This window comes from Acidithiobacillus sp. YTS05 (assembly GCF_024396695.1).
Taxonomy (GTDB): domain Bacteria; phylum Pseudomonadota; class Gammaproteobacteria; order Acidithiobacillales; family Acidithiobacillaceae; genus Igneacidithiobacillus; species Igneacidithiobacillus copahuensis.
This window is the reverse complement of the sequence record NZ_CP094359.1, coordinates 1,634,447-1,647,342: the sequence shown is the minus strand read 5'-3', so window position 1 is coordinate 1,647,342 and position 12,896 is coordinate 1,634,447. Positions and strand designations below refer to the sequence as shown.

18 protein-coding genes are annotated in these 12,896 nt (G+C 55.6%); 12 read left to right on the top strand and 6 right to left on the bottom strand.

Annotated features, from left to right (window positions below; all coding sequences use genetic code 11):
• Nucleotide 1: 1 nt before the first annotated feature.
• Complete coding sequence (gene xseA, locus MQE22_RS08150) at nt 2-1,342, bottom strand: exodeoxyribonuclease VII large subunit (protein WP_215871812.1); 1,341 nt, start codon at nt 1,340-1,342, stop codon at nt 2-4.
• An 84-nt stretch (nt 1,343-1,426) separates the two neighbouring features.
• On the opposite strand from xseA, the gene trxA reads away from it, so the two are divergent.
• Complete coding sequence (trxA, locus tag MQE22_RS08145; protein WP_215871811.1) at nt 1,427-1,807, top strand: thioredoxin; 381 nt, start codon at nt 1,427-1,429, stop codon at nt 1,805-1,807.
• On the opposite strand, the gene MQE22_RS08140 is transcribed toward trxA, so the two are convergent.
• Nucleotides 1,804-1,977 carry a hypothetical protein gene (locus MQE22_RS08140; RefSeq protein WP_215871810.1) on the bottom strand — a complete coding sequence of 58 codons (174 nt, stop codon included), beginning with the start codon at nt 1,975-1,977 and terminating at the stop codon, nt 1,804-1,806. The two genes, trxA and MQE22_RS08140, sit on opposite strands and share 4 nt — an antisense overlap.
• Before the next feature lie 9 nt (nt 1,978-1,986).
• A complete protein-coding gene (locus MQE22_RS08135; protein ID WP_226827312.1) occupies nt 1,987-2,862 on the bottom strand; it encodes an energy transducer TonB family protein in 876 nt (291 codons plus the stop codon).
• Between the two features lie 147 nt (nt 2,863-3,009).
• Here MQE22_RS08135 and atpC point away from each other — a divergent pair, with 147 nt between their 5' ends.
• Nucleotides 3,010-3,522 (top strand): ATP synthase F1 subunit epsilon, encoded by a 513-nt coding sequence (gene atpC / locus MQE22_RS08130; RefSeq protein WP_215871809.1) that lies wholly within the window; start codon nt 3,010-3,012, stop codon nt 3,520-3,522.
• A gap of 15 nt (nt 3,523-3,537) precedes the next feature.
• Here the strand turns inward: atpC and MQE22_RS08125 are convergent, their stop codons facing one another.
• Complete coding sequence (locus MQE22_RS08125) at nt 3,538-3,750, bottom strand: ribbon-helix-helix protein, CopG family (protein ID WP_226827314.1); 213 nt, start codon at nt 3,748-3,750, stop codon at nt 3,538-3,540.
• Nucleotides 3,747-4,190 (bottom strand): putative toxin-antitoxin system toxin component, PIN family, encoded by a 444-nt coding sequence (locus tag MQE22_RS08120; RefSeq protein ID WP_215871807.1) that lies wholly within the window; start codon nt 4,188-4,190, stop codon nt 3,747-3,749. The genes MQE22_RS08125 and MQE22_RS08120 overlap by 4 nt, the downstream gene beginning before the upstream one ends.
• 168 nt (nt 4,191-4,358) lie before the next feature.
• Here MQE22_RS08120 and MQE22_RS08115 point away from each other — a divergent pair, with 168 nt between their 5' ends.
• From MQE22_RS08115 to MQE22_RS08070, 10 genes are all read left to right on the top strand, one after another.
• Nucleotides 4,359-4,598: a ribbon-helix-helix domain-containing protein gene (locus tag MQE22_RS08115; RefSeq protein ID WP_215871806.1), complete on the top strand. Its 240-nt coding sequence runs from the start codon at nt 4,359-4,361 to the stop codon at nt 4,596-4,598.
• Entirely contained in the window at nt 4,598-5,017 is a 420-nt protein-coding gene (locus MQE22_RS08110; protein WP_255789509.1) for a putative toxin-antitoxin system toxin component, PIN family, read from the top strand. The genes MQE22_RS08115 and MQE22_RS08110 overlap by 1 nt, the downstream gene beginning before the upstream one ends.
• 131 nt (nt 5,018-5,148) lie before the next feature.
• Nucleotides 5,149-5,343, top strand: a complete 195-nt coding sequence (locus MQE22_RS08105) for a hypothetical protein (protein ID WP_255789508.1) — start codon at nt 5,149-5,151, stop codon at nt 5,341-5,343.
• Between the two features lie 223 nt (nt 5,344-5,566).
• Complete coding sequence (locus MQE22_RS08100) at nt 5,567-5,830, top strand: type II toxin-antitoxin system RelB/DinJ family antitoxin (RefSeq protein ID WP_255789507.1); 264 nt, start codon at nt 5,567-5,569, stop codon at nt 5,828-5,830.
• Nucleotides 5,817-6,098, top strand: coding sequence for a type II toxin-antitoxin system YafQ family toxin (locus tag MQE22_RS08095; RefSeq protein WP_255789505.1), 282 nt, complete (start codon nt 5,817-5,819; stop codon nt 6,096-6,098). The genes MQE22_RS08100 and MQE22_RS08095 overlap by 14 nt, the downstream gene beginning before the upstream one ends.
• A gap of 86 nt (nt 6,099-6,184) precedes the next feature.
• Nucleotides 6,185-6,742, top strand: coding sequence for a Uma2 family endonuclease (locus MQE22_RS08090; protein WP_255789504.1), 558 nt, complete (start codon nt 6,185-6,187; stop codon nt 6,740-6,742).
• Nucleotides 6,743-6,816: 74 nt separating this feature from the next.
• A complete protein-coding gene (locus MQE22_RS08085; RefSeq protein WP_255789503.1) occupies nt 6,817-7,383 on the top strand; it encodes a Uma2 family endonuclease in 567 nt (188 codons plus the stop codon).
• Between the two features lie 119 nt (nt 7,384-7,502).
• Nucleotides 7,503-8,783 carry a flippase gene (locus MQE22_RS08080; protein WP_255789502.1) on the top strand — a complete coding sequence of 427 codons (1,281 nt, stop codon included), beginning with the start codon at nt 7,503-7,505 and terminating at the stop codon, nt 8,781-8,783.
• Nucleotides 8,784-8,949: 166 nt separating this feature from the next.
• Complete coding sequence (locus MQE22_RS08075) at nt 8,950-9,816, top strand: glycosyltransferase family 2 protein (RefSeq protein ID WP_255789501.1); 867 nt, start codon at nt 8,950-8,952, stop codon at nt 9,814-9,816.
• Between the two features lie 44 nt (nt 9,817-9,860).
• Complete coding sequence (locus tag MQE22_RS08070; RefSeq protein WP_255789499.1) at nt 9,861-10,853, top strand: glycosyltransferase family 2 protein; 993 nt, start codon at nt 9,861-9,863, stop codon at nt 10,851-10,853.
• On the opposite strand, the gene MQE22_RS08065 is transcribed toward MQE22_RS08070, so the two are convergent.
• Nucleotides 10,798-12,861: a glycosyltransferase gene (locus tag MQE22_RS08065; protein WP_255789498.1), complete on the bottom strand. Its 2,064-nt coding sequence runs from the start codon at nt 12,859-12,861 to the stop codon at nt 10,798-10,800. The genes MQE22_RS08070 and MQE22_RS08065 overlap by 56 nt on opposite strands.
• Nucleotides 12,862-12,896: the final 35 nt, after the last annotated feature.

The window sequence follows — 12,896 nt, the reverse complement described above, 5'->3', positions numbered from 1 at the left end:
TCTACTCCTCCCGCTCCAGCACCTGGCTGTGCAGGTGGCCGCGCCAGAGTTGCACATCGATGCGCGTACCCACGGCCACATCCGTGCTGCTGCGCAGAACGGTACCCTGTTTGTCGCGCACAATGGCATAACCGCGCTCCAGAACGGCGGCCGGATTCAGGGCCAGCAGCCGCAAACGGCGCCGGTCCAGTTCTTGCTCCCGCTGTTGCATTTGGTACTGGATGCCCAGACGCAGACGATCGCGCAACCGCGCGATATGGTCCAGGTGGCGGTCGATAGCTTGGTGGGGATCGAGACGAAGCAGACGGGCCTGGAGAGCGGTCCGGTGTTGCTCTGAACGTGCGAGATGCAATCGCATCTGCCGGCCTAGGCGGCTCTGCAGCTGCGCGACCTCACGCTCCTGCTGCTGCAATGCCGTGAGAGGATTGCGCAGGCGGACGCGTAAATAATCGAGGGCGAGGATGGCGTCGCGCAAGTGGCGTTCCATACTACGGATCAGCTGCTGGCGCTGGTTGCGAATGCGCTGAGCCCATTCCTCCCGATCCGGACTGATCTGTTCGGCGGCAGCGGTGGGTGTGGCGGCGCGCCAGTCCGCCACGAAGTCGGCTATGGTAAAGTCGATTTCATGGCCGATGCCGGTTACCACCGGCAGGACGCTGGCATGGATGGCACGGGCGATGCGTTCGTCATTGAAGCACCACAGGTCTTCGGCGCTACCACCACCGCGGGCCAGAATGATGAGGTCTTCCTGGGCGCGCCGATTGGCGTTGTGCAGCGCGGCAACGATCTGCGTCACCGCTGCTTCCCCCTGCACCTGAACGGGGTAGAGTAACAGCTCCAGCAGAGGCCAGCGCTTGGCCAGGGTGACGCGGATGTCGTGCCAGGCGGCCCCCGTCGCCGAGCTGATCACCGCCACCCGGCGCGGATGTTGCGGCAGCGGCCGTTTGTGCTCGTTGGCAAAGAGCCCCTCGGCGGCGAGCTTGTCTTTGATGCGCTGAAATTCTGCTGCCAGGTTGCCAGCGCCCAGCTCTTCCATCTGTTCGACGATGAGCTGAAATTCGCCGCGTCCCTCATACAGGGTGGGCTGGGCGATGACCTGCACCTGCTGCCCGTCGCGCGGGCGCCAGGATTGCAGCCCATTGCGATTGCGAAACATGGCGCAACGCACCTGCGCCTGGGCATCCTTGAGCGAAAAATACCAGTGCCCGGAACTGGGGCAGGCAAAATTGGAGATCTCGCCCTCCACCCGCAGCGGTGGAAAGTTTCCCTCGATAATCTCCCGCACGGCGCTGTTGAGGTCGCTCACGCGGAGAATCGGCAGCGACGTGGCGAACTCGCTCATTCGTCCTCGGTTATCAGGATTTTCCTTGACCTTACGGGGAGCGGGACTTAAGGTCAACCTACACTCGCTAGACAAGGAGGCCGTATGGCCGTGGTAGAACTGACGCAGGACAACTTCGAACAGATCATTACCGGCAACGAACTGGTGCTGGTGGACTTCTGGGCGCCGTGGTGTGCCCCGTGCCGGGCTTTCGCGCCCATCTTTGAGGCCGCTGCCGAGAAGTATCCCGATGTCGTCTTTGGCAAGGTGAATACCGATGAAGAACAGGAATTGGCGGGTGCCTTTCAGATCCGTTCCATTCCGACCCTGACGATTTTCCGGCAGCAGATCGGCATTTTTTCGCAGGCGGGCTCCTTACCGGCCAGCGCCCTCGATCAGGTCATCGAGCAGGCCAAGGCCCTCGATATGGAGCAGGTGCGGGCGGAGATCGCCGCGCAGCAGCAGGAAGGCGGCGCGCAGCACTAAGACGCGCCGTGGGACGGGGCAGCCTCGCTGGCTTGCGGTGTTGCCCCGCTCTTGCCGATGCCGGCGGGCTGGATATTGGTGAAGCCGATGACGACCAGGGCTACCATCGCTGCGGCCCAGAGCACTAAAAACAGGAACATCAGCAGGGTGGATCGCTTGGGTTTTTTCACGGGCTCTCCTCATTGCCAGACATTTACCTGGCGTACGCCAAGGAAATGCATATTCAGTGGGATCTCGATGCGCCGCGTCTGCTTTTTGAGCTGCTCGGAAAACGCGGTATAGGGGAAGGACAGGCGGATGATCTGCTCGGCCGCGGCGTCGAGTTTGGGATTGCCGGAAGATTGGACCATGATGATGCGCTGCAAGCCTCCCCCGGGGTTGAGTACTACCTTGACCTTCAGGTTCCCCACCATCTCACCAGGATAGTTCAGGTCGCCTATCCGCTCCAGTTTCTGAATCCAGCCGGCAATGTAAAAATCGGCGGCGGGGGTTTCCGGATTGTGGAATTTGGGCAGGGCAGGGGCTGCGGTCGCACTGCGCGCGGCGTTGTCCATCTGTTCTTCCAGGCGTCCCAGACTGATGCGCGGGACGACTTTGCCTGGGGATACTGTGCTCGGTGCCGCGGCCGGTTGGCTCGGCGCTGGTTGCTCTACGGCAGGGGCCTGGGTGCTGGACCGCGGCAGCGGATGGACCTGCGGCCGTGGTCGGGGTTGCACCTGTGGCCGCGGCGTGGGCCGGGGGCGCGGTTGCACCTGCGGTACCGGCAAGGCAGGCTGGGCTCTGGCTGGCCGGCTGGGAGCGACCGGCCGGGTCGGCTCGGGCATGATCTGAAAGGTCTTATGCTGCTCCTGCTTGCCCTGGAGCGTGAGATGTTTGGGCGGATGTTCATAGAGCAACAGAAAGAGCAGCAGCGCGATCAGCAGCGCAGCGGGCACCATCCACGGCAGAAGGCTGTCGCTCCAATGCGGCTTGCCCTCGGGCACCAAGAAATAGAACGGACTGCCGACGCTCACCTCACCACCCACAAAGTCTCTTGCAACCTGCGCAGGCTGCAAGATTGAAGCATCCGCAACGCGGAGTAAAGCCGGAGAGACCTTTGTTCACATTTCCGCCGAGGGGGAGCAGATGCCTCCAAGAGGCTGGATTTTTGCTGATGGTTTATACTGAATACGTTGTTTGCATCTCTCCCAGCACAGGCAACCATGACCGATATCAGAAATGCTTTTCCGCTACAGGTGGCCGACGTCCATGGGCTGGTTTTTTCTGGACAATGTGTTTTTCTGGCCTTGCCAGGGGAACTCGGGGAACTGGGCATCCTCGCCCATCACGCCCCCCTGCTGACCATCTTGCAGGCGGGAGAGATGCGCATGCATCTGCCGGATGGCAGCGTGGAGGTCTTGTTTCTAGAGGGAGGGTTTGCAGAAATCCTACCCAATGGAGTGATGGTCCTTGCCGATCTGAGTATCCGTATTCCCGACCTGAACCCCGCCACGATCCAGGAGAAGGTCGCGGAGGCAAAGGCCGCTGTTGCCAGCAGCAAGCCGGGTGAGATGGATTTTCTGCGGGCAGAGCAGGAGCTGCGCCGTGAGCTGGCCAAATATCGCGCCCTGCAAAAATATGCCAGTATGCCGCCAGAGGAAAAAGGCGAATATGACTGGCAGCGGCCGCCGGTGGCAGAGCCACCCAAAATCAATCCATCTGCCTTGGAGGATTGATTCCCGGCAGCCCTGTCAAATTGCGTCCAGTCGGTCCAGTACGCGCAAGGCTGTCTCGATATTTCCCTGTGCCGCCATGATCTGAAAACGGCGTTCTACGTCCCATTCGGCAAGAGCTTGGGTAGCCCACTCCTCAACCAGCTTGTTCATGCTGATTCCGCGTCTGCGGACCAGCGCTTTCAGCCGTTCCGTCTTGTCGTCGGGCATGCGGATTGTCAATGTGCTCATGAAAATTTCTCCAAACATTCCGATGGTTTCAGGATATGCAGGCCAGGCCATCGCATTTCTCCCCCGCGCAAGTCTGCCACGTTGTGGGTAATAATGACTGCGGCACTGCCCGCAATCGCCAATTCGATCAGATGATTATCTCCTTCGTCCGCGAGGTTCGGGCGCCAGCCATAATAGATGGAGATCCAGACTTCCCTGCTGGCGAGCGCGGCCATCACTGCCCGGCGCTCCCCATCGGTTGTGGCTTGGGTCCAGAGGGGCTGACCCAGAACATCCTCGTATTCCAGCCACAAAGCATTGCCAAACAAAGGGATATAACGGCCATGCAGTGCTCGTCGCAAAATCTCTCGAGACGCACCCCCCTCTGCCCGCATGGCAACCACGAAGACATTAGTATCGATGACGATCCTGACCATTGATGAAAGCATATATGCTTTCATTGATCTGATCCAGTGCAGGGGGGACGGTGACCAGCGGTTGTGTGCACTCCAGCCAGGCGGGTTTGTTATGGAGATTGCCCATGGTGCTGGACGCATACACAGCCTGGCGGAAAAGGGCTGAAAGGTGTATAAACACCTACGTACCCAATTGACACATTGGAGGGCACTATGAGCACCGTCCGCTGGAACATTGCCGTGTCGCCGGAAGTGGATCAATCCGTGCGCATGTTCATCGCCGCGCAGGGCGGTGGGCGCAAGGGCGACCTGTCGCGCTTCATCGAGGAAGCCGTGCGCGCCTACCTGTTGGAGCGCGCCGTCGATCAGGCCAAAACGGCTGCTGCCAGCATGAGCGAAGCCGAACTGACCGATCTCATTGACGAGGCGTTGCAATGGGCGCGTGAGCACTGATGCGCGTCATCCTCGACACCAACGTGTTGCTCGACGCGCTGATTTCGCCCCACGGGCCACCCGATGCGATCTATCGCGCCTGGCGCACGGGGCGCTTCGAGTTGGTGACATCGGCGGTACAACTCGACGAACTGCGGCGGGTGAGCCGCTACCCCAAGCTCAAGACCATCTTGCCCGCGCACCGCGTCGGCACGATGGTCAACAACCTGCAGCGCGCCATCGTTTTGGCGCAACTGCCGTCGCTGCCAGACGGTATCGAGGCGAAGGATCCGAACGATGCGTTCCTGCTGGCGATGGCCTTGGGCGGCGAGGCCGACTACCTGGTGACAGGCGACCGCCGCGCCGGGCTGCTGCAACGCGGCAGTATTGGGCGCACGTGTATCGTCAGACCAGCCACCTTCTGCGCCCAGGCGCTTTGAGCCCTGCCGGTAAGCTCTGTCTTGACGCCAAAGAGCCAGCCTCGGAAAGCCCGGGTCCTGCTGTCATGGACCCGTGCCAGATAACGGCGCCATAATGAGTAAAGAGTTGATCACGGTAGGGGGCGCGCCTCATGAGCACCGCCAAACGTCTTGCCCGTTATGAAGACCTGCTCAATCTGCCCGACAACGTCGTCGGGGAGATCATTGCCGGCAGGCTGCTGGCCAGCCCCAGGCCGGCACCCAAGCACGCACGTGCCTCGTCGGTCCTGGGCATCAGGATTGGTAATCCTTTTGATCTGGGAGGGGGTGGGGGCCCCGGCGGCTAGAGGATTCTGGACGAACCCGAGCTGCATCTGGCTGCTGACGTCCTCGTCCCCGATCTCGCTGGCTGGCGCCGGGAGCACCTGCCCACTTGCTCACAGAAACCGGTGCGCCGCAACACTGCTGCTCCCGATCCCGGATTTCGGTTTTCCCGACTTTTCGGCAGAGTTGATGTGCACAACGTATAATTGAGCTACAATGTAGCTCATTACCCAGGAGGACTATACGATGTCTGCAAACGCCGTTGTCCGTGCTCGCATTGACGAGCATATCAAAGAAGAAGCATCAGCCGTTCTGGCGGCGATGGGTCTTACTGTGTCCGATGCCTTTCGCATCATGCTGACCCGCATTGCGCGAGAGAAGGCATTGCCGTTTGAGCCCCTGGTGCCGAACGAAACCACCATCGCCGCCATACGTGAAGCCCGCGCCGGCAACCTCAAGAGCTTCGATAGCGTTGAGGCGCTCATGGCGGACTTGCATGCGGAGGATTGAGTACACCGGCCAATTCAAGCGCGACTACAAGCGTGAGGCGAGGGGGCATCACCGTGCCACGCTCGAAGCGGATCTGCTGCCCGTCGTCAAAGCCCTGGCCTGCGACCAGCCGCTGGAGCCGCGCCATCACGATCATGCCCTGACTGGCGATTGGAAAGATCATCGGGACTGTCATGTTAAGCCCGACCTAGTGTTGATCTATCGGAAACCCGATAACGAAGTGTTGCAGCTCGTGCGTATTAGCTCGCATAGCGAGCTAGGGCTGTGACAACCCTTATCCCCACGACATGGACCCGTGCCGGATAACGGCGCCATAATAATCAAAGAATTGGTCACGGTAGGAGAGCGCGCCTCATGAGCACCGCCAAACGTCTTGCCCGTTATGAAGACCTGTTCGATCTGCCCGATAACGTCGTCGGGGAGATCATTGCCGGTAGGCTTCTGACCAGCCCCAGACCGGCACCCAAGCACGCACGTGCGAGTTCAGGGCTGGGTGGCAGCATTACGCCGCCGTTCGATTGGGACAAAGACGGCCCCGGTGGCTGGTGGATTCTGGACGGACCCGAGTTGCACCTGGGCGCTGATGTCCTCGTCCCTGATCTCGCCGGCTGGCGCCGGGAGCGCCTGCCCTCTCTGCCCCAGGCGGCATGGTTTGCGCAGGCCCCTGACTGGGTCTGCGAAGTACTCTCGCCCGCCACCGCCAGCACCGACCGGGTCCTGAAGCTACCGCGTTACGCCGCCGCTGGTGTTGGACACTGCTGGCTCATCGACCCCGACACCCGCACCCTGGAGGCCTACGCCAATCAAGACGGGCGCTGGCTACTGCTGGGTACCTGGGCTGATCAGGACTTAGTCGCCATCGAGCCCTTTGCCGCCATCGAGCTCGATCTTTCCCATCTCTGGGTGGACTGAAATGCACCTCCGTTTATCCTCGACCGCTACCGTGCGATGATACCCACGTATCGCACGCGAATCGGAGAATGCCCATGTCCACGCAGAGCGCCCGGACGAACGAGATCAGCGTCGCCGACTATCTGGCTGGAGAGCAGGATGGGGAGATTCGCCACGAATATGTGGCCGGTCGCGTCTATGCCATGACGGGAGCCAGCGCGCGTCACGCATTGCTCGTCGGCGCCTTGCACGCCCTACTGTATCCGGCAAGCCGTCGGAAGGGTTGCCAGCTCTTCGTCAACGAGATGAAAGTTCATATCCAGCGTGCCGGCGAAGATGCCTTCTACTATCCCGATCTGATGCTCGCCTGCGAGCCCGACGACCGCGCGGACTATTATCGCGAAAAGCCCTGTCTGCTCATCGAGGTCCTGTCCGAGACTAGTGAGCGCATCGATCGCCGCGAAAAGCTCTACGCCTACACCGGCATTGCCAGCCTGCGCGAATACCTGGTGGTGGCGCAGGATAGTCGGCGGCTCGACCTCTATCGTCGTGTTACGGACGATTGGACGCATGACCGCTATACCCAGGGCACGGTTCGCCTCGGCTGCCTGGAGCTGGAGTTCGCGCTCGACGATATCTATGCAGATGTTGAGGGTGCATGATGGAACCGTCTGATGCGTATCAGTAATAGTATGGAAGCACCTCAAATCGGCCGCTTTGCACGGTTCAGAGCTGAGGATGGGATGTTCAACTCTGTGAATGAACCCAGGGTGCTCCCAAGATGAGCCAACCAAGCCGTCCGGCGACGACGGACAGGAAGCGTCTGTTTGCCAACATGGCGTCGTTATTCACCCTCCAAGGGGCAAACTATCTCTTACCGCTGATTATAGTGCCCTATCTGGTGCGCGTGTTAGGTCCGGAAAACTTTGGGCGGGTAGCGTTTGCCCAGGCATTCATTCAGTACTTCGTCGTTATGACCGACTATGGCTTTAACCTCAGCGCGACGCGCACTGTGGCGCTGGTGCGTGACGATCCGGAGAAGCTGTCGAATCTGTTCAGTGCGGTGATGATCGTCAAGACTGCTTTAATGGCACTAGGGTTTGGGATAATGCTGCTGATTGTTCTGCTCGTTCCTTCCTTTGCAAAAAACTGGTCCCTATATACCCTTGTTTACCTCATAGTTCTAGGTAATGTATTGTTCCCGACCTGGTTATTCCAGGGCTTGGAACGCATGCGCCATATAACAATTTTTACCATTCTTGCTCGCATGCTGAGCGTCATTGCAATCATTGCGTTAGTACATAAGCAGAGCGACTACCTGCTTGCTGCGGCACTGCAGGCCTCCGGCATGGTCATCGCAGGTTTGTTAGCGCTCGTCTCTCTAACTCGTTTAGCACCGCTACGCCTTCAGTGGCCCGGTGTTGTTCAACTACGCGAAGTTGTTGTCGATAGTTGGCATTTGTTCGTATATAACTCTGTCACTACAATATACGCTAATACGAATATATTTTTTCTAGGAATTCTAACAAATCCTGTTGCTGTGGGTTATTTTTCTGCAGCGGATAAGATTGTCCAAGCAGTTCGCGGGCTTGTCGGTCCTATTTCGCAGGCGGTCTATCCCCACATCACATTGTTAAAATCGAGATCCGATGGCGACGCCCTGGTGTTCATCAGAACACTGCTGCGACTTCAGGGGGCAGCAATGTTTGCACTTTCTCTTGCGTTGTTTTTATTTGCCGTACCAATTGTTGGCGTGCTCCTTGGAAACCAGTTCCAAGAAAGCGTCATACTTGTTAAATGGATGGCTGTGCTACCTTTTATTTTAGGACTCTCTAACGTCTTAGGTATACAGACCATGCTCATTTTTGGTATGAAGAAGAACTTAAGTCATATTTACCTAACAACTAGTATATTTAGTATTTTTCTGTTAGTCTTGCTAATTTACTGGTTTGGTGCACAAGGTGCGGCAATAAGTGTAGTAATAAGCGAAATCGTGCTACTCGCGCGCATGGCTATGACGCTTGCGAATAATGGTTTGTTAAAAAAGATCGCTGATTTATAGGTGTCTCATGACAGATGAAAGAAAAACCATTAGCCATGGGTGTCAGTTGCTTGTAAGTCCGTGTTATTTTCTTGTTGGAAAAGATTTTAGGCGCCAATTTACTATGGGTATATATGCAGAAGTTGATCTATGATCAAATTAAAAAAGTTGAATGAGATAGTAAATTATGAATACTGAAGATTCATCATCTAATCTACGCAGAGTTGCTGAAGGTTCGTTCGATAGTAAATGCGCACCATTGGTGACGGTTATCATCCCCACTTGTAACCGAGTAAGATTACTGAAGGATGCTCTTAAATCTATCGTAGATCAAAATTATCGGAACTGGGAGTGCGTTGTCGTAAATGATGGAGGTGAAGATATCGTATCAACAGTGCGGATGATCGATGAACAAGAGCGCTTTAGAATAGTAACACATACAACTTCTATCGGGCCAGGTGGAGCACGTAATACAGCGCTCAAGCTTGCTCGGGGCCAAATCATCTGTTACTTGGATGACGATGATTTGTGGCGAAGCGATCATCTTTCCACAGTAGTAAAAGCATTGTCATCATGTCCAAGGCCATCCTTTGTCTATACTGATGCCGAGATTGTCCTAGAAAAAATCGGGGGTTGCGGTGATCGTCATGTTCTTTCTAGTCTAGGAAACCCTTACTCCCATCAATCTTTTATTCGAGATCGGTTGCTCGTGCAGAATTACATTCCAATTAATACTTGGGCTCACCACTTGGAACTAGCTGAACGTGTAGGATTGTTCGATGAGAGCTTGCAAGTGGTTGAGGATTGGGATTTTTTGTTGAAAGTGTTGCGGCAGTGCACCCCGTATCACCTGCCTCGTACCACTGCCGAGATACGCGTACGTAAGGCTCGCGACAGTGTCTCACGTCGAGGTTTGCAGTATTTGACGCAAACCTACCGCGAGATTTATGCGCGAAGTGATGACATGGTGAGTTTTCTTACTCGTGTCAAGCGAATGAAAGTACTTCTCGGTATGAAGCTATCGTCTATTTATTATGGCTTTATAGTAAAATAACGGCGGAAATCTAATCGATGATCTGAAAAAGGATTGTGGTTAAAATGAAAGTTGTTGAAATAGTTCTTGCTACCTATAATGGAGCAAAATACCTAAATAAACTTCTCCAATCCTTGGCGGGGCAGACGTATACTGATTGGAAATTGCTAATCAGAGATGACGGCTCCTCTGATGAAACGCCTGATATCATCGCCTCCTTCCAAAATAAATTTCCGAAGAATGTACAGCTGGTTGAGTCAAAAAAGAAACATCTTGGGGTAATTGGTAACTTCTCCGAGTTGATGTCAGCCAGTACGGCAGATTGGGTATTATTTTGTGATCAGGATGACGTATGGCTGCCGATCAAAGTTGTCGAAATGCTTTCCGTTGTTCAACGAAGAAAATTATTTCCAAGCGGCCTTCATCTGATCCATAGTGATCTTGTCGTGGTTGATAATAACCTTAATTTGTTGGGAGAATCTTTTTTTAAATATCAGAAGATTGATCCAAAACAAACAAAAGTTTCCAATCTTCTGATTCAGAATAACGTTACCGGGTGCACTATGATGGTGAGCCGCGGATTGATTGAAAAGTCATTACCTATTCCGCAGGGAGCCTGTATGCATGATTGGTGGATTGCCCTTGTAGCTGCCTCTTTTGGTAACATTCATTTGATTGAGAAGCCTCTGCTTCTATACCGCCAGCACGGTAACAACGATACTGGTGCTAAGAAATATAATATGTTTTATGTGCTTAAAAAAATCGCATTTCCGCAAGACGCATTGGTGCGCGTTAGGCAAACCATAGTGCAGTCTAGGGCTTTCCTGGATCACTATGATGAGGAGCTTCCAGAATCTACTAGGCGAGATGTGCAAGAATTCTCGATGATTCTTAATAAGCCAAGATTGCAGAGATTAATTTTTTTGGCACGGATGGGGCTTCGGAAATCGGGCTTTTTTAGAACGTTCGGATTTTATTTTGTTATATTCCTATTAAGTACCGTTAAGGACTCGCCTTCGAACCCAGGATATACCCATACTGAAACGCCAAAAACTTGAGGATATTCCGCACCACAGAGGTGGGCCAGAGCCAGAATCTACGCAATCCGAGATAAGCGAGCTCCGAGCGGGCATATCGTAACCCTTCGCCGCCGGCTCCGCCGAAGGCCGCTGCGATCCATCGTTGCTGTCCGTGGAATTCGCCAATGTCGCGGTAGCGCCGGTACTCTTGCTTCAAGGTGTAATTATGCGAATGGTAGCAGACGGGTGCGGCCGGATAGCCGATGCACCATCCAGCCAGGAGCATTTTGGCGCCCACGTAGAGGTCTTCACTTACCCGCACGTTTTCGGGAAATCCACCAATCTCGGCGAGAGCTTGGGCACGATAGGCAGAGCAGGAATCCGAGAGATAAGGCGTTTTGATGCCTAAGCGTTCTCGATCCTCTAAACAACGTTTTTGCTCTGCTGGAGGGTAATTGAAGTGCCGGGAGAAGGCGGCAAAGACAGTTGCGTTGGGGTGCGGCACTTGCCGGCCACAGACGGCACCGATTTGCCGATCTTGAAATCCGCTGATGAGGATTCGTAAAGAGTCCTCATCATAAAAATAGGCGTCCTGGGTGAGATATACATAAAAGGCATAGTCGGGATTTTCGGCAAAGGCCATCTGCCGCGTCTTGCCGTGACCAAAGTTTTTTTGTGCAATCACTTGCACGCGAACATCCGGAAAACAGGCATGCAACATTTCCCTTGTTCCGTCCGTGGAACTCGAGTCGATGACCAATACCTCATGGGGCAGGTCCTGTATGGCCAGGGAGTCGAGCAGTCGCTGCAGGTCGAGACATCCGTTATAACTGGGAATTACACATAAAATCTTCCCATCCGGCATGCTAGAACGGTGGCGGGCGAGTCGCTTTAGCTCGTGGCTACTGGTTTTTTTGGGTACCGGCACCAGACTTTTGAAAATTTGCAAGGTCTTCCGGCAAACGATCTCTGACGCATACTCCCGCTCCGCATCTTTGTGTGCTGCACTGGCCAGCCGCCTGCGAAGCTGTGGATGCTCCAGGAGCTGTTCGATCGCATCGGCTAGGGCGACGGGATCCTTCGGCGGCACGAGCCAGCCATTTTTTTTGTGCTGGATGAGCTCCCGGCAGCCCACCACATCCGTGGTCACGATGGCCCGCCCTGTCGCCATTGCTTCGAGCAACACCTTGGGAATACCTTCCCGATGCCAGGTGGGCAGGCAGAACAAGTGACAATGCCCCAAGAGGGAGCTCATATACCGCTGGTCTCCCAGCCACTCGACCACACCCTGTTCGCTCCATGCCTGCAGGTCCGCTTCTGGAATTGCCGCAGAGTGTTCGTGATCCACGCCACCCGCGAGGAGAAAGCGATACGGGCGCCCACGCTCCCGCAACAGGCGAGCGGTTTCTACGTAAACGCGGATGCCCTTTTCTTCGATCATGCGGGCGGCCAAAAGAACGGTGAGCGTAGCATCCACAGGCTCGGGCCGTAGCGGAAACTGTTGTAGATCCACCCCTGCGCCTTTGATGACGACGCCGCTGCCCTTCCGTAGCGCCCCCATTTTTTCGAGCTCGTGGAGATCCTCCTGGTTCTCGAACACGACCACGCTGCCCCGAGGATTCAGCAAACGCCTGAGAGCCTGCCGCAGCAAGGGACGAATCAGCCGTGCCTTCCAATCCTCACCGGCAAAGACATACCCCAGGCCCACCGGCGCATTGACGATCTTGCTGGCCGGCGAGCCCAAAATTACTGCCAGCGTGCCCAGCACAATGGGCTTGATGCCAATCTGCCAGACCAGGTTCGGGCGCTGCGCACGGTAAATCGTCCGGAGCTGCAGAATGCTCCGTAGCTCTGGCAGAGGGTTGATATTGTGGCGCGATAAATCCAGTGAACAAAACTCAAAACCGAGCTGCCGAATCTGGTCAGCCAATCCGGTCTCTGGAGCCACTATCGATACCCGGTAGCCAGCATGTTGTGCATGCTTTGCCCGATCGAGGAAATGAGACAGGAAAAACCGATCGCTGACGCAAAAAAGAATGAGTTTCATGGATAAGTCTGAGTGAGTACTGCCCTCTGCGAGCA

Bases quoted from the DNA above. Each gene is read 5' to 3' on its own strand.
- MQE22_RS08095 (WP_255789505.1), top strand. From the start codon at position 5,817: ATGCGGAGGATTGAGTACACCGGCCAATTCAAGCGCGACTACAAGCGT.
- atpC (WP_215871809.1), top strand. From the start codon at position 3,010: ATGACCGATATCAGAAATGCTTTTCCGCTACAGGTGGCCGACGTCCAT.
- MQE22_RS08110 (WP_255789509.1), top strand. From the start codon at position 4,598: ATGCGCGTCATCCTCGACACCAACGTGTTGCTCGACGCGCTGATTTCG.
- MQE22_RS08080 (WP_255789502.1), top strand. From the start codon at position 7,503: ATGAGCCAACCAAGCCGTCCGGCGACGACGGACAGGAAGCGTCTGTTT.
- MQE22_RS08100 (WP_255789507.1), top strand. From the start codon at position 5,567: ATGTCTGCAAACGCCGTTGTCCGTGCTCGCATTGACGAGCATATCAAA.
- MQE22_RS08125 (WP_226827314.1), bottom strand. From the start codon at position 3,750: ATGAGCACATTGACAATCCGCATGCCCGACGACAAGACGGAACGGCTG.
- MQE22_RS08065 (WP_255789498.1), bottom strand. From the start codon at position 12,861: ATGAAACTCATTCTTTTTTGCGTCAGCGATCGGTTTTTCCTGTCTCAT.
- MQE22_RS08120 (WP_215871807.1), bottom strand. From the start codon at position 4,190: ATGAAAGCATATATGCTTTCATCAATGGTCAGGATCGTCATCGATACT.
- MQE22_RS08115 (WP_215871806.1), top strand. From the start codon at position 4,359: ATGAGCACCGTCCGCTGGAACATTGCCGTGTCGCCGGAAGTGGATCAA.
- MQE22_RS08085 (WP_255789503.1), top strand. From the start codon at position 6,817: ATGTCCACGCAGAGCGCCCGGACGAACGAGATCAGCGTCGCCGACTAT.
- MQE22_RS08090 (WP_255789504.1), top strand. From the start codon at position 6,185: ATGAGCACCGCCAAACGTCTTGCCCGTTATGAAGACCTGTTCGATCTG.
- trxA (WP_215871811.1), top strand. From the start codon at position 1,427: ATGGCCGTGGTAGAACTGACGCAGGACAACTTCGAACAGATCATTACC.
- xseA (WP_215871812.1), bottom strand. From the start codon at position 1,342: ATGAGCGAGTTCGCCACGTCGCTGCCGATTCTCCGCGTGAGCGACCTC.
- MQE22_RS08070 (WP_255789499.1), top strand. From the start codon at position 9,861: ATGAAAGTTGTTGAAATAGTTCTTGCTACCTATAATGGAGCAAAATAC.
- MQE22_RS08075 (WP_255789501.1), top strand. From the start codon at position 8,950: ATGAATACTGAAGATTCATCATCTAATCTACGCAGAGTTGCTGAAGGT.
- MQE22_RS08105 (WP_255789508.1), top strand. From the start codon at position 5,149: ATGAGCACCGCCAAACGTCTTGCCCGTTATGAAGACCTGCTCAATCTG.